Annotated in this window: 12 protein-coding genes; 4 read left to right on the forward strand and 8 right to left on the reverse strand. The window is 71.9% G+C overall.

The window, feature by feature from the left end:
* Window positions 1-25: 25 nt before the first annotated feature.
* On the reverse strand, window positions 26-574 hold the full coding sequence (locus tag AC230_RS07325; RefSeq protein ID WP_049715228.1) for a PadR family transcriptional regulator: 549 nt from the start codon (window positions 572-574) through the stop codon (window positions 26-28).
* A 62-nt stretch (window positions 575-636) separates the two neighbouring features.
* Complete coding sequence (gene ppk2, locus AC230_RS07330) at window positions 637-1449, reverse strand: polyphosphate kinase 2 (protein ID WP_049715229.1); 813 nt, start codon at window positions 1447-1449, stop codon at window positions 637-639.
* A 163-nt stretch (window positions 1450-1612) separates the two neighbouring features.
* Here ppk2 and AC230_RS07335 point away from each other — a divergent pair, with 163 nt between their 5' ends.
* Window positions 1613-5218, forward strand: coding sequence for a hydantoinase B/oxoprolinase family protein (locus AC230_RS07335; RefSeq protein WP_049715230.1), 3606 nt, complete (start codon window positions 1613-1615; stop codon window positions 5216-5218).
* Window positions 5219-5801: 583 nt separating this feature from the next.
* Here AC230_RS07335 and AC230_RS07340 read toward each other — a convergent pair.
* The 6 genes from AC230_RS07340 to AC230_RS32445 form a co-directional block, all read right to left on the reverse strand.
* Window positions 5802-6503 carry a hypothetical protein gene (locus AC230_RS07340; RefSeq protein ID WP_049715231.1) on the reverse strand — a complete coding sequence of 234 codons (702 nt, stop codon included), beginning with the start codon at window positions 6501-6503 and terminating at the stop codon, window positions 5802-5804.
* The gene (locus AC230_RS07345) at window positions 6500-7201 is read right to left on the reverse strand and encodes a hypothetical protein (protein WP_049715232.1); all 702 of its coding nucleotides are present in this window, start codon (window positions 7199-7201) and stop codon (window positions 6500-6502) included. Before AC230_RS07345 ends, AC230_RS07340 begins: the two co-directional genes overlap by 4 nt.
* Entirely contained in the window at window positions 7198-8682 is a 1485-nt protein-coding gene (locus AC230_RS07350) for an FAD-dependent oxidoreductase (RefSeq protein WP_157868533.1), read from the reverse strand. The genes AC230_RS07345 and AC230_RS07350 overlap by 4 nt, the downstream gene beginning before the upstream one ends.
* A gap of 143 nt (window positions 8683-8825) precedes the next feature.
* Window positions 8826-9095 carry a hypothetical protein gene (locus tag AC230_RS07355; RefSeq protein WP_198535367.1) on the reverse strand — a complete coding sequence of 90 codons (270 nt, stop codon included), beginning with the start codon at window positions 9093-9095 and terminating at the stop codon, window positions 8826-8828.
* Window positions 9096-9183: 88 nt separating this feature from the next.
* The gene (locus tag AC230_RS07360; RefSeq protein ID WP_157868466.1) at window positions 9184-10104 is read right to left on the reverse strand and encodes a hypothetical protein; all 921 of its coding nucleotides are present in this window, start codon (window positions 10102-10104) and stop codon (window positions 9184-9186) included.
* A 786-nt stretch (window positions 10105-10890) separates the two neighbouring features.
* Window positions 10891-11115 (reverse strand): hypothetical protein, encoded by a 225-nt coding sequence (locus AC230_RS32445; RefSeq protein WP_157868467.1) that lies wholly within the window; start codon window positions 11113-11115, stop codon window positions 10891-10893.
* Between the two features lie 299 nt (window positions 11116-11414).
* Here AC230_RS32445 and AC230_RS32450 point away from each other — a divergent pair, with 299 nt between their 5' ends.
* The 3 genes from AC230_RS32450 to AC230_RS33505 all read left to right on the forward strand — a co-directional run bounded on the left by AC230_RS32450 (window position 11415) and on the right by AC230_RS33505 (window position 15372).
* Window positions 11415-12029 (forward strand): hypothetical protein, encoded by a 615-nt coding sequence (locus AC230_RS32450; RefSeq protein WP_049713962.1) that lies wholly within the window; start codon window positions 11415-11417, stop codon window positions 12027-12029.
* A gap of 855 nt (window positions 12030-12884) precedes the next feature.
* Window positions 12885-13571, forward strand: a complete 687-nt coding sequence (locus tag AC230_RS07370) for a hypothetical protein (protein WP_241833124.1) — start codon at window positions 12885-12887, stop codon at window positions 13569-13571.
* A 1627-nt stretch (window positions 13572-15198) separates the two neighbouring features.
* Window positions 15199-15372, forward strand: coding sequence for a hypothetical protein (locus tag AC230_RS33505; RefSeq protein WP_241833125.1), 174 nt, complete (start codon window positions 15199-15201; stop codon window positions 15370-15372).
* The last annotated feature ends 2 nt before the right edge of the window (window positions 15373-15374 follow it).

A 15374-nucleotide genomic window follows, 5' to 3' on the forward strand; every position in this document is an offset into this window, starting at 1 on the left:
CGGGGTGGGAGGCGAAGAAGGGCGTTCAGCTGATCCGGTGGAGGGTGGCGAGGACGTCGTCCAGCCAGGCGAGCGTCATGCGCTCGTACGCGATGCCGCCGCGCAGCACCACGTGCTGCAGCTCCCCCATGGCGTCCTGCCGTCCGGGGGCGCCGGGCCCGGTGAAGTCGCGTTCCTCGCCGGCGAGGTAGTGCGCCAGCCGTGCGGCGTGCACCTGGCGGTAGCGCTCGACCTCGCGCAGGAGGGCGGTCCGGTCGCCGAAGGCCGCCCCGCGGATCTTGACGGCGAGGTCGTGCCGGACGCTCTCGGGCTCGATCGGCTCGTGCAGCCAGGCCGAGAGCGCGGCCCGTCCGGCCTCCGACACCGCATAGTGCCGCTTGTCCGGCCGGCCCCGCTGGGCGACCTCGCGCGCGGTGACCCACCCCTCCCGCTCCATCCTCTTGAGGACGCGGTAGATCTGCTGGTGGGTGGCGGTCCAGAAGTAGCCGATGGACCGGTCGAACCGCCGGGCGAGCTCGTAGCCGGAGCCCGGCTTCTCCAGCAGGGAGACGAGGATCGCGTGGTCGAGCGCCATGCGACGGATCCTCTATGCAACTCGTTTCATAGGCAAGGGTGCCCAGGGCGGTGAGACGCGGCTCACTCGGCGAGCCCGGCGGCGTGGTCCGGCACGTACCTCTGGGTGTCCCGGGGCGGCCGCCGGTAGCCCGTGGACGGCGGGCGGGGCGGGAGTTCGAGGGCGGGCCGCGGCGGCTCGTGGTACGGGACCGTCGAGAGCAGGTGGGCGATCATGTTGATGCGGGCGGCCCGCTTGTCGTCGCTCTCCACGACGTACCAGGGCGCCTCGGGCGTGTCGGTGAGCGCGAACATCTCGTCCTTGGCCCGGGAGTACGCCTCCCAGCGGGTGAGGGACTCCAGGTCCGTCGCCGACAGCTTCCAGCGCCGCACCGGATCCTCCAGCCGTTTGCGGAAGCGCCGTTCCTGGACCTCGTCGCTGACCGAGAACCAGTACTTGCGCAGCAGGACGCCGTCCTCGACCAGGAGCCGTTCGAAGACGGGGCACTGGCGCAGGAACCGGGCGTGCTCCTCCGGCGTGCAGTAGCCCATGACGTGCTCGACGCCGGCGCGGTTGTACCAGCTGCGGTCGAAGAGGACGATCTCGCCGGCGGCCGGGAGGTGCTCCACGTAGCGCTGGAAGTACCACTGGGTGCGCTCCCGTTCGGTCGGGACCGGCAGGGCGACGGTCCGTGCCGCGCGCGGGTTCAGCCGCTCGGTCACCCGCTTGATCACCCCGCCCTTGCCGGCCGCGTCCCGCCCCTCGAAGACCACGACGAGCCGCGCGCCCTCGGCGCGAGCCCACTCCTGGAGCTTGACCAGCTCGGTCTGGAGGCGCCGCAGCTCCTTCTCGTAGACCCGCCGCGGCGGGCGGCGCGGCCCGCTGTCCTCGGTCACCGGCGTCTCCTCCCGTACGGTCCCGACGCTACGCGGCCGGGCCGTCCGCGCCACCGCCCCGGGCCCGAACGGCGCAACGCCCCCTCCCGAGGCCCGCCGGTGCGCCGCGCGCGGCCCCGTCCGGGCCAAGCTGAGGACGCACCGACGGCGGGAAGGGGACGGCATGGCGCGCGGCTGGCAGTTCTGGGTGGACCGGGGCGGGACCTTCACCGACATCGTCGCCCGGCGCCCGGACGGCCGCCTGCTGACCCACAAGCTGCTCTCCGAGGACCCCGCGCGCTACGAGGACGCCGCCGTCGAGGGCATCCGCAGGCTGCTCGGCCTGCGCGAGGGCGGGGAACCGCCGCCCGGCGCGGTCGAGACGGTGCGCATGGGCACGACGGTCGCCACCAACGCCCTGCTGGAGCGCCGGGGCGAACGCACCGCCCTGGTGATCACCCGCGGGTTCCGCGACGCCCTGCGCATCGCCTACCAGGACCGGCCGCGGCTCTTCGACCGGGAGATCGTCCTGCCGGAGGTGCTGTACGAGCGGGTGGTGGAGGTGTCCGAGCGGGTCACGGCCGACGGCGAGGTCCTGTGCCCGCCCGACCTCGACCGCCTCGCCGGAGACCTGCGGCGCGCCCACGACGAGGGCGTGCGGGCCGTCGCGGTGGTGTGCCTGCACAGCCCGCTGCACCCGGCGCACGAGGAGGCGGTCGGGGAGCTGGCCCGGCGCACCGGCTTCCCGCAGGTGTCGCTGTCGAGCGAGGCCGGCCGGCTGCTGAAGCTGGTGCCGCGGGGCGACACGGCCGTCGTGGACGCCTACCTCTCCCCCGTGCTGCGCCGCTACGTGGGGCGGGTGGCGGACCGGCTGCCGGGGGTGCGGCTGATGTTCATGCAGTCCAACGGGGGGCTGGCCGAGGCCGGTCACTTCCGCGGCAAGGACGCCGTCCTGTCCGGTCCGGCGGGCGGCATCGTCGGCATGGCCCGCATGGCGCGCCTCGCGGGTTTCGAGAAGGTGGTGGGCTTCGACATGGGCGGCACCTCGACGGACGTGTCGCACTTCGCGGGCGCCTTCGAGCGGGTGGTGACCTCCCGGGTGGCCGGGGTCCGGCTGCAGGCGCCCATGCTCGACATCCACACCGTCGCCGCGGGCGGCGGTTCCGTCCTGCACTTCGACGGGGGCCGCTACCGCGTGGGCCCCGACTCGGCGGGGGCCCGGCCCGGCCCCGCCTGCTACCGCGGCGGCGGCCCGCTGACCGTCACGGACGCGAACGTGATGCTCGGCCGCATCCAACCGGGCTTCTTTCCCCGGGTGTTCGGGCCGCGGGGGGACGAGCCCCTGGACGGCGGCATCGTCCGCCGCCGTTTCGCGGAGCTGGCCGACGAGATCCGCGCCCGCACCGGCGACCGGCGCTCCCCCGAGGAGGTCGCCGAGGGGTTCCTGCGGGTGGCCGTGGCGAACATGGCGGCGGCGGTGAAGCGGATCTCCGTGCAGAAGGGCCGTGACGTCACCGAGTACGCGCTGGCCACCTTCGGCGGCGCGGGCGGCCAGCACGCCTGCGCCGTCGCGGACCTGCTGGGCGTCCGCACCGTCCTCGTACCGCCCATGGCGGGGGTGCTGTCCGCGCTGGGCATCGGCCTGGCCGACACCACGACCCTGCGGGAGCGGCCGGTGGAACTCCCCCTGGACGGGGGGAACATGGACCATGTCCATTCCGTGGCACGGGAGTTGGAGGACGAGGCCCGTTCCGTGCTCCGCGACGAGGACGTGCCGGACGAGCGCGTGCGGGTCGCCCACCGCGCCCGGCTGCGCTACGACGGCACGGACACCGCCGTGACCGTGGCGCTGGGCGGAGAGCGGGCCATGCGGGAGGAGTTCGAGGCGACGCACCGGGCGATGTACTCGTTCCTCCTCGAACGGCCCGTCGTGGTCGAGGCGTTGTCGGTCGAGGCCACCGGCCTCACCGAGCAGCCGGACCTCGGCCCGCCCGCCGTGGCCGACGCCCCGGCCGGGCCCGCCACCGCCCGGCTCCACACCGAGGGCGCGTGGCGGGACGTCCCGCTGCGGGAGCGCGGGCACCTGCGCCCCGGCACGGAGGTGCGAGGACCGGCGGTCATCACCGAGGCCGACGCGACGACGGTGGTGGAGCCCGGCTGGCGGGCCCGCGTGACGGACGCCGGGCACCTGCTGGTCGAGCGCGCGGCGCCGCCGCCGGGGGCGGACGTGGGAACCCGGGCCGACCCGGTCATGCTGGAGATCTTCAACAGCCTGTTCGTGTCGGTCGCCGAGCAGATGGGGGCCCGGCTGGCGGCGACCGCCCAGTCGGTGAACATCAAGGAACGGCTGGACTTCTCCTGCGCGTTGTTCGACCCCGAGGGCGGCCTCGTCGCCAACGCCCCGCACATCCCCGTCCACTTGGGCTCGATGGGGACCGCCGTCCGAGAGGTCGTCCGCCGCCGGGCGGGCACGATGCGGCCCGGCGAGTCGTACGCCGTCAACGACCCCTACCACGGCGGCACCCACCTGCCCGACGTCACCGTCGTCACCCCCGTCTTCGACGAGCGGGACGGGGCCGGGGATCCGGAGATCCTGTTCTTCGTCGCCTCCCGGGGCCACCACGCGGAGATCGGCGGGCTGACGCCCGGCTCCATGCCGGCCGGCAGCCGCGCGATCGAGGAGGAGGGCGTGCTCTTCGACAACTGGCTGCTGGTCGAGGACGGCCGGTTCCGCGAGGCGGAGACCCGCCGGCTGCTGACCTCGGCCCCGTACCCGTCCCGGGCCCCGGACACCAACCTGGCCGACCTGCGGGCCCAGATCGCCGCCAACCGCAAGGGCGTCGACGAAGTCGCGGCGATGATCGGGCACTTCGGCCTCGACGTCGTCCAGGCGTACATGCGCCACGTCCAGGACAACGCCGAGGAGGCCGTCCGCCGCGCCGTCGGCCGCCTCTCCGACGGCGCGTACCGCTACGAGACCGACTCCGGCGCGGTGATCGCCGTCCGCGTGCGGGTGGACCGCGCCCGGCGGTCGGCCGTCATCGACTTCACCGGCACCTCCCCGCAGTCGGCGACGAACCTCAACGCGCCCACGGCCGTGGTGTACGCGGCGGTGCTCTACGTCTTCCGCACGCTCATCGACGAGGACATCCCCCTCAACGACGGCTGCCTGCGCCCCCTGGACATCGTCGTGCCCCCCGGCTCGATGCTCGCGCCGCGCCACCCCGCGGCCGTCGTCGCCGGCAACGTCGAGACCTCCCAGGCCGTCGTCGGCGCGCTCTACGCCGCGCTCGGCGCCCAGGCGGAGGGCAGCGGCACGATGAACAACGTCACCTTCGGCAACGAACGCCACCAGTACTACGAGACCGTCGCCTCCGGCGCCGGCGCCGGCCCGGACTTCGACGGCGCCTCCGCCGTGCAGACCCACATGACCAACTCCCGGCTCACCGACCCGGAGGTACTGGAGTTGCGACTGCCCGTCGTGGTCGAGGAGTTCGCCGTCCGCCCCGGCAGCGGCGGCGCCGGCCGCCGGCGCGGCGGCGACGGCACCGTACGCCGGCTGCTCTTCCGCGAGCCGATGACGGTGAGCACCCTCTCCGGCCACCGGCGCGTCCCGCCCTACGGCATGGCGGGCGGCCGTCCGGGCGCCCTGGGGTCGAACCGCGTGGAGCGCGCCGACGGCGGCACCACGCCGCTGGCGGGCTGCGACTCGGCCGACGTGGCGCCCGGTGACGTCCTGGTCGTGGAGACCCCCGGCGGGGGCGGGTACGGCGAGCCCGCCGACGGCTGACCGCCGCCCCATCGCGAACCTGCGCGCCCACGCCGGCGGGTCGACGAGCTCCGGCCGTCTCCTGGCCCGCGTCTCGGCCACCAGGCGGGTCGGCGTCGTGATCCCCGGCGGCAGCACCCGGCTCTCCACCTACGCCGGCACCCGCGCCAGCAGGAACATACGCACCCCCGGCTGCGTGGTGCACGGGGTGCCGGCCGGTCGAGCGGTCCTACGGCGTCGCCGTCGCCTCCGGGGCAGGTGGCGCGTCTCGCGACACCACGCACAGGCACAGGCATGTGCATACGTCCCTCCGCACCGGATCTTCTTCTGCCGGAGGTGGTGCGGCGCGCTGCCGACCCCTTTCAAGATGGCGACGGGCTGCCCTTCGCCCTCCCCGTCTCCCGGGCGATGCCCTGGCCGGGGCCGACGTCTCGCCGCGGGGCCGGGCGACGTGTGCGTCGAGGTCCGGGACGACGGGAGGGCTGTGCAACAGGCCGTGGGCCCCTGCGTGTCCTCGCTGATCCGCTGGGTGAGGCCGCCCGCCTCCACGGTGGGGACATGACCTGCACCGGCCAGTGCGCGCCCAAGTGGTCCTACGAGCCGGTCATGGCCGACCGATACGGAGAAGTGCGGTGCCGACCGCGACCATCCAGAGGGAGAACAGCGACCAGGGCACCATCGTCGCGAGGGCGCCGGGTGCCAGCTGCCCGGCTCCGGCCAGGATGACGAGGGTGCCGAGGGCACAGAGAGCGGCGATCGCGAAGGTCCACCAGGCGGCCCACGCCGGGAAGGCACGGGTCTGGAGGAACGCGGTCGCGGACGCGACGAGCAAGAAGGCCGCGTAGAGCTGGGCGAAGAGGTAAATCATCCAGGAGTTCTCGTAGGTGTAGTGGACGAGCGCGTCGGTGGAGGGGTGGCCGGTGGTCCCCGCGAAGGCATCGACCAGCCAAGGCGGGTTGGAGAGCTGCATGCTCACGGAGGTGGCGACGGCCGCGGGCGTCATGACCCGGAGGGCGATGGTCCGGCGGCCGTATGCCTCAAGGTAGGCGGTGAGGCCGGTGATCAGCCAGATCAGCAGCATGAGACCAGTGCCTGCGGCGAAGACCTGGAGGATGACGCCGGTGCGGTGCGCGGCGAACCACGCGGAGATCTCCGCACCACGGTCGCCCCAGGTCGGGTAGATCCCCGGGAAGTGATCGGCGACGAAGAAGAGCGCCAGGAGCATCAGGGGGAGGGCCAGGACGCCGGCCCAGCCGGAGTGCCGGATCTGCCGGGCCTGGTCAGGGGTCAGGGAGGGAGGTGTCATGTCCCCTCATCCCCCGACCTGGACCCGGCGGGGAGCCGGAGCATGGCGAGGCCGAGCACGGCCGTCCACAGGTAGAACAGTCCGAACAGGGCGAGGCTGGGGCCTTCGCCCGGAGCGAACCAGCCCCGGTCGACGAAGAGGAAGAAGACGTGCGGTAGGCCCAGGGCCGCGGTGGCGAAGCTGTAGGCAGCGGTCCAGCGGGGCAGCGCCCGGGTTCTGCGGATGGCCATTCCGGTGCAGAAGGCGGTGAGGGAGACGAAGGGCTGGGCCGGCAGCCAGACGAACAGCGATGCCTCGAAGGAAAACCTGATCAGGGAGTCGTCGAAGGTGTGGTGGTACCCGGCTCCGGCGGAGGCCATCACCCACAGGACCGTCGCCAGGGTGTGGAGGACGACGACCACGGTCATGGCCGGAGTGATGGCCAGGAGAGACACCGTGGGGCGTCCGGCCCTGCGGAGCACGGCGGTCAGGCCGGCGATGAAGAACAGGGTCAGCGGATAAGCGAAGAAGCCGACGTAGCACTGGGCCAGATAGAGACCGGAGTTCCTGGCGAAGTAGTCGACGATCCGGTCGGTGGAGGAACCCCAGTTGGGGAACAGGTGCGGAAAGTCGTGGCTGGCCAGAACCGACAGGACGAGGGCGGGAAAGGCGATGACGCCGGCCAGACCGGCCCAGCGGACTTCCTGACGCGTGGTCATGTCTCCTCCGAAGTAGGGGTGTTCGCGGGGACGGTCTCCGGCCGGGCCCGCCGGGGGTCCCTGCGGAGGCACGGGGCAGGGGCCAGGGCACGGGCGAGGTGCCGGGGGCGGACAAGGGTGGCGGGACCGGCGAGCATGTTGGCGACGCGGACGAAGTCCTCGAACATGCGCGGGTCGTGCGGGATGCGCTCCTGCCATCGCCGCAGATACCAGCATGCGGCCCGGACTGTCGCGGGCGACGGCTCACCGGTGGGCCAGCCGCGGTCCGTGAGGGTGGCCATGGCCCAGGGCCAGGCGGTGATCCGGGCGAGCCGGTGCTGGAAGCGCCGGGCGAACCCGGTCAGGTCGTGTCCCCGGTGCCGGACGAGCAGGTCACGGAGGGCGCGGGCCTCGACCGCGGCCACCGTCATGCCCTGGGCGTAGACGGGGTTGAAGACACAGGCCGCGTCGCCGAGTACGAGCAGGCCGTCGGGCCAGGGCGAGAGCCGGTGGTAGTACGTGCGGCGGTTGGCGGTGCGGGCGTAGCGGACGGCCGATGAGTGCGGCTCCAGGATGGCGAGGACGGTGGCCAGGTCGCTGTGCAGGGACCTGGCGAAGGCGTGGAAGCCGTCGTCGTCGGTGGGCGGGTGGTCGTCGGCGGCTCCTTGCAGGGTGACCAGGAGCTGGTGGTCCTCGATGTGCAGGGCGAAGCAGCCCCGTGTGTGGCCGGGGGGCTGCGGCGGCTCGAAGAGGGCCCGCCAGGAAGCCGCGGGGACGCGGCCGGTGCGGTAGCGGCGGGAGGCGTAGCCGACGCGGGCGTCCACCGTTGTCCCGGCCACGCGCGGGAGCCCGAGAGCGACCAGCCAGTCGGGCAGATGGGAGGCGCGGCCGCCCGCGTCGACGACCAGTTCCGCCTGGTGGACCGCCGGTGTCCGGACGCGGCTGCCGGGGGCCCGGTGGGTGAGGTGAACACCGGTGACCTGCCGGGCCGCGCTGTCGGTCAGCAGACCGGTGACGGTGCAGCCGTCGCGGATGCGGACACCGGGGAGTGCGGCGACGCGGGTGCGGACCGCGGTTTCCAGCAGGGGGCGGCTGACGGGCTGGATGAGGATTCCCGAGGGCATGGGTCGGGCCGCGCCGCCCGGTAGTTGAAGGCGCGCGTCCTGGCAGAAGTCCACCACCGGCGCTCCCGCCGCGTGCAGCTGCTGCCGCAGGCCGGGGAAGAGTTCCGAGAAGATCTCCAGGCCGCGGGCCTGGAGGGCGTGGGCGTGGCGGCCCTGCGGGACGCCCCGCCGTGGCCGCGGGTCCGAGGGGAGATGATCGCGTTCGAACACGGTGATCTCTTCGAAGACGCCGGCGAGGGCACGTGCGGTGAGGAGGCCGGCGATCCCCGCTCCGATGACGGCGGCCCGCCCGAACCGCCGGGCGGGGTGTTCACGAGAGGGCCTGACGTGCAGTGATTCAGCCCCATGAAGATCGTTCCCCACCCCGCTGTAGATCACTTCCCATTCCTCCGGGGTCCAGAGAGCGGCGAACGCGGCGATGGGCCGCACAGGAATCCGTGCGGCCCATCGCCGTCCAAGCCGTACGGCCCAGCTCGGTGGTCACGTTGCGTTGCCGACCACCGGTCCCACCAAGAGCACAGTCAGCTGCTGTTGGTGCGGTGGTGGGTTGCTCGCTGAAGCCGACCGAGGTGGACGGCCTGCGTGATGCCCATTCCCCAGAAGGCGGCCGTGACCCATGCCGGTATCGCCTGCGCATCGGATCCGCCCAACAGCATCTGGATGAGCACCACGGCCGCGACTCCGGGCAGCAGCGCCAAGGCGTCCGTGAAGGCTTCCAGGCGGGCCATGCGGCTGCGCACTCCTCGGTGCGTGAGATACACGTCCAGGCCCAGGGAGGCTGTGCAGAACACTGCAACGCCTGTCCATAACCACCAGTTCACAGGAAACACCCCTTCTGCTGCCGCGTTCTCCGTCATGATGGCAGAGGTGCAGGCTGTGTTAGTCGCAGCCGTTGCTGTAGACGCCCGGGATGAAGATGCCGGCGGCGAACTTGATCTTCAGGCAGTAGCCGTCGCCGCGGGCTTCGACGGCCTTGGCCGAGACCAGCGCGGCGTTGACCGAGTACAGCGCGTTCAGGGGCGGCGGCAGGAATTTCGTGGATATGGCTGCGGTCGCTCCGTAGATGGCGATGTTCTTCGTCTCGGACTTGGTGAAGTATGCGGTGCCGGTGACGTTGCCCCAGGTGATCTTGGGGTCGGCCACGACGGGGAAGGCCGTGTCCTTGTTGGTCTCGATGTGCTGGGTGAGCGTGTTGCCCTCGAGCTTGTAGCTGGTGGCGACGGGCTTGCCGTTCGCGTCCTTGGCCCAGGGAGCCTCGATGGCGCCGACCATGACGCTCTTGCCGCCCGCTGTGGTGCGGGAGACGTGGTATCCACCGTCGGCGTCGGGCAGGACCAGGGCGCCCTCGGGGAGGTTGAGGGCGAAGCGCTGGTCCGTGGACGCGGCCGAGTCCTTGAGGGTGACCAGGGTGCGGGCACCACCGTCGACGGTGGGCTGGACGGCGAGGTCGGTGGACCGGGCGACACCGGAGTAGACGACAGTGCCGGCACCGGCCTTGACGCCGGCAACGCTCTTGGCGTTCTCCAACTGCAGGCCCAGGGAGGTCCCGTCCGCCGCGGCCGCCTTGACCTGTCCGGCGGAAGAGGCGGGGGCGGTGACCGTGATGCGGCCCGCTTCAGTGCTGGTGGTGGCCTGAGCCGCGGCTCCGGCAGACGCCGTGGAAGAGGCAACGTCGTTGGTCCCGCTCGCCTTCTCCACGACCGAGACAGCACGTGCAGTGTCGTTGGGGGCGCCGTCGGCAAAGGCGGGCGACGCCGAACCCACGAGGGCCAAGGCAGCCACGAGGGACGCAGCAGACATCACACTGTTAAGAGCAGATCTACGAACCATGCGCACAAGCCACTCCAAGAATCGAGATGACAGCCTGGGTCGGCAGAAGGTGCGGCCCGGCTGCGTTAGCGATCAAGAAACTAGATGGCCGACGCAATCAGCCCAAGTGCCGTACCGCAGTACAGGCCATTTGGGGACCCCTGCTCACGTGGGCAATCCACCCAACGGACCCAGGTCTTCCGCATCGGGGCTCGCGCGTCGACGCCTCCGCCTCCGGGCAACCCGCATGCACCTCCGCGCAGTTGCCGTCTCGGTCAGCTCTTCCAGGAAGGCCGCGTCTCGATCAGGCGTGACGAACGGAAAGCAATCACAGTGCGACCGAAAGTAACTGCATGGCCAAGAATGCCCTCTTGCCGCGCCGAGCTCCGCCAGACAACGGAACTCAGGGCGGCCGGCGACGGACCGGGCCTGCCAGTACGCCCCGGCCGACGACTGTCGCCTCCGAACAGTGCCGCCGGGAGTGGGACCCGGGTGCTCAGGAACCGGGAGCGGGAGGTGGTTCCTTCACCCAGGTCAGCGTCGCCGATCGCAGGACGAAGCGAGCCCTGGGGTTGCAAGGGCAACAGATCCGACCTGCATGGCGTGATCTTCACCAGTCCACGCACGGACGGTAACGAGCGGAGCTTGAGCCGTTGTTGTCGTTTGGGATCTTTGGCGATCAGCCCCTGCGATCTTGGACGGGCTCCCCTACGGCGTGGGTGGGGTTCCGGCTGCCCTGAGGCAGGGCCTCAAGGGGGGCGTTGTCGAGAGAGCGCGTCACCGACGCTTCTTGATCCAGGTGATCAAGGCCGCGACTCCCAGGGGCACAACAACTGCCGCTTTCGCCGCAAGCTTCGCCGACAACCATCCGGTCCCGGGGGTCAACCAACCCAGCCACCAGGCAAGGGCTGCCAGCAGCCCAGCAGCCACCAGCGCGCCGACTGCGAACAGCACGCTCCGAAGACCGCCGCTGCCTCGTAACTCTCGTTTCCCTTCGCTCATGAGGGCGACTATAGGGGCATGCCGGAATGCTTCATTCCTGGACTGCCCGGTCCGACAGCCGACCGAGGCCGGGCCCGGCCGGCAGGTGTCAGGCTCCGCCACGAAGCGAGCAGCCGCACGTGCGCAGTCGCTACCGCACTGACCACACGAACGAGGTGCATCAGGTCTTCGGATGCGCGGGAACGACATGCCAGGTCTTGCAACTGTCTTGCACAGTTGGCGAATTGGCTGCCAGGTGCGGCTGGCGTTGCCTACGATGGCTGCCGTTGCATGGGCAGCCAGGTATCGGGAGGGAGCGGATGGGCTCCGTCGACACAGATGAGGTAGCCGCGGTACCAGGGCTGCGGGCAGCTGTCGGTTTCTACTCCGGCAAGGTCGGGCGGCTGCTGCAGAGGAAGTCGGAGCTCGAAGCCGAACTCGCCCTTGTCGCCGCGGAGGTGGCGAAGGTATCCGCCACCCGTGACCAGTTGCGTGAGGCGCTTGAGGAGATCCTCGCGGATGCTCCGCCACCCGTGAACGAAGAAACAGCCCCGGACGGCCCCGCGGGGGACGGCTCCCCGCAGACGGAGTCCGGGCCCAATACGGACCCGCCTCCCGGACAACAGGACAGGGCACCGGCCGATGACGATCCACCGCCTCCCCGGACAGAGGTTGCCGCAGGCCAGCGGACCGCGACGGGCGAGTTGATGGAGGCGGTCGAGCGGATTCTGGTGACTGCTGGGCGGTCGATGCCGGTGCGGGACATCACGGAGGCGCTCGGGCGGCCGACCCGGGGGAAGGCAGGGCGGGGGCCCCTCGCGACGGTCCGCGGGACGTGCAAGCGGCTGGTGAAGAACGGCCGGGTCGTCGAGGAGCCGGTGGGCATGTTCGCCGTCGCCAGGGCCAACGGCTCACCGACGAAGGAGGCCGCCTAACGAGAGCCTGTTCATTGGGTGTTCCCTCCCCCTCGGCGGGGGAGGGAACCAGCTCCCTGAGGTGGCACCCTCGTACGGGAGCGCGGCGTGGTCCCGTTCGCAGTGGCTCACGCACTCCCGAGGCTAGAGCAACTGGGCTCGCCTCGGGGGCGCGTGGCCTATTTTGTCGCCCCTTCGGCCGCCGATGCCGGGGGGCGGAAGGGCTGTTTTCCATGCGTACGGCGCATTCCTCCCCGGGCGGGTAGAGGGTGACGGCGAGGAAGTTCTCCAGGCGGGCGACGGTGGCGATGTCGGGCCAGCAGCGGCCGGCGATCAGGTCGGCGATGGCCTGCCGGTTGACTCCCGACCCTTCGGCGGCCCGCCGCAGACTGCGGCCCTGGTCCGCCAGGGTGGTGGCGAGGGTGCGGGCGATGTCCTGGACGACGGCGGCGGCGGGGTCGTCGATGAGGGCGTGGGGCCAGGTTTCCGGATCGCGGGCAAGATCGCGCGGCGGCCTGCTGCGGGTCAAACCTCCGACCATGTTGATGCACTCCTCTCGGTGAAGATCGGCTTCGATGCCTTCACCGGCTGCTTGTCCAGCCGATTTGGTTGGACCGTGACGTTGAGCCCTGAGGTTTCCCGGCGGATCCGCGACTACCGTCCCCGTCTGCCACACCGGCGGTGGGCGCCGGTCGCCGACCAGGTCAGAGCGACGGTGGCCGCGGCGGCTCCTGCCACCTGCTACGAGGCGGGGCATCTGCTGCATGTGGTGGGGCGGCTGGCGGTGTGGGCGGACGGCTGCGGGCTCCCGCGGGATCCCGGGGTGTGGATGCGGACCGAGACGATCGACGCGTTCGGCTGTCGGGCTGTGCCGGCATGGACGGCTCCACCGTGCAGACCTACCGCTCCTGGCTGCGGCGGGTGCGTGAGGCCCTGGTGTGGGTGCAACGCGGTGAGGCGCCCGCTGCACGGCTGTCCTCGCCGCGCGACCCACAGCCTCCTTACGAGCGCGGGGAGTTGTCGCGGTTGCGGGCCTGGGCGGCCCAACTGCCGGGACAGGCCCGGCTGGACGGCCTGGCGCTGATTGGCGCTGGGTGCCGGATGCGGCCTGGCACCCCGGCGAGGTCCCCCGGGTCCGGGGGCAGCCACATCCGCGTCACCACATCCGGCGTCGCGGTGCTGGACCAGGAGATGCTCGGCCGGCTGGTGGCCTGCCACACCGGATGGGAGACCGTGCTCGCCGAGCTGAGGGAGACGGCGGGGGCGGGTTTCCTGTTCCGGCCGGGCCGGAAGGTGGCGGCGGCGAAGAACCTCGTCTCGTCCTGGCCGCACCGTCACCGCCCGCATGCCGGTCTCCCGCCGCTGTCGGCCCGCCGGCTGCGGTCGACCTGGATCGTCCGGCTGCTGGCCGAAGGTGTCAGCCCGGCGGTTGTCGCATCGGCGGCGGGCATGGTCTCCCCGGCCGGCCTTGGCCCCTATCACCGCTGGGTCCCGCCGCTGACGGACAAGGAGGTCGTCCGCTCCTGCGCGGTCGCCGCCGGTGAGGCCCCGGCCCGAAGGTGAGGAGCTGGCGGCACGGTTGCTGCGGCCAAGGCTCCGTCCCGGCCGGCTGACCGAGATACCCGACTCCAAGGTCGGGCAGCTGCTGTCGGTGCTGACCGCTCCGGCCTGCCCCAGCGGCTGGAGGAGCTGTTGGACGGCCGTCCGGGGCCGCCGGGCGTGCGGCCGCGCACGGTGCTGGCCGGGCTGATGCTCGCCGTCTACTACACCGGGCGGGCCACCGTCGCCGAAGCGTGGCGGATACTGCATTTCCGCCTGCGGCCAACAGCCCGCGTCTGGCTGGGCATTCCCCAGGCGCCGCCGGGCTCGGCCCGGGAGTGCGTCGCTGCCAGCCGCCGTCTCTACCGGGGTCTGGACCGCATCACCACGGTCCTGGACCCGGCCCGCTGCGACCGGCGCCGACGCCTGCCCCAGGCGGACGCCGATGCCCACGCGGCGGCATGGGACACCCCGGCCGGACGCCAGGCTGCCGGCCGTCTGCAGAAGCTGGCCAACGACCTCGTCCTGACTCCGGTCAGAATCGCCCAGCAGCGGCGGGCACTTGCGCGGCTGGCGCGGCGACATCGGAGTCGACGCGACCGCCATCCCCGTCCTGGCCAAGCCCGACAGCGAGTTCTCCGGCACGGCCTCGGTCGAGATCACCGCGGGTTTGCACTTCAGCGGCGGCTCCGACGAAGGCGTCTTCGGTTACAGCGCCACCTTCCTCGTCGCCGCCCACCCGCCCCGCACACGTCACCGGGACGACCCCGGCGAAGACGACGGCCTACCCGCAGCTGTGCCTCGGCCTGGTCCTGGACACCCCCACCGTCCGCACCGGCCCCAACGCGATCACCCTGCTGCGGCAGCTGGACGAACTCCAGCTGCCCAAAGGCACCTGCGCGGCCGACCGCGCCTACACCGGATGTAGCCCACAGCACTTCCAGGTCCCCGCCGCCGCCTCGGCTACCGCCTCGCCTCGACTACAAGGTCAAGGAACGGGGACTCCAGGGCACCTGGCAAGGGGCTCTCCTGGTCGACGGCTCGCTCGCCTGCCCGCGCATGCCCACCGCACTGGTCGAGGCCACACACGGCGCGGACGACAAGGCCGTACGCATCCGCAGCGACGAACTCAAGGAAGCCATCGCACAACGCCGGCCGTACTTCCTCAAACTCAAGGAGAGCGCCGACGCCCGGGGCACCGTCCGGCTGCAGTGCCCGGCCGCCGGTCCGTCCCCATCGGTGAACTGCCCCCGCCGCAACCGCCTCCGCCCCAACCAGCCACGCTCCTCCGGGCCGCCCCCGACGGTGGTCAACCTGGCCGATACCCGGTCCCGGGCCGCTCATCCCGCCGCCCGGCCCACGGTCCAGCTCCCCGACAACGAGTGGCTCGACCTGCCCCCTCAAGAAGACCTGCCTGCCGTCTGCGGGGCATCCGCCATCAGCGTCCCCGCCGACGCCCGCGGCGACCTGAAGACCGCGAAGTACCGGCAGGACACGCACTACCTCAGCCCCACCTGGGACCACACCTACAAACCCATCCGCTCCCACAACGAAGGCATCAACGGCCGCCTCAAGAGCGGTGACATGGACATCGGCAACCCGAAACACCGGCCCGCCCCGGACAGGTCACCAGACCCTCCTGATCGCCATCATGACCACCATCGGGAACCTGGACATCCTGGAAACCTGGCTCTACCAACACACCGGGGCCACCCTCGACAACGACACCGGCCTCAGCCGCGAACCCCACGGCACTCCCGGGCCAGATCACCCAGCAGCCCAACCACCGGGAAACACCGGACGGCCGCCCCCGCGCGTCACCTGACC

Source organism: Streptomyces caatingaensis (assembly GCF_001187435.1).
GTDB classification, from domain to species: Bacteria; Actinomycetota; Actinomycetes; order Streptomycetales; family Streptomycetaceae; genus Streptomyces; species Streptomyces caatingaensis.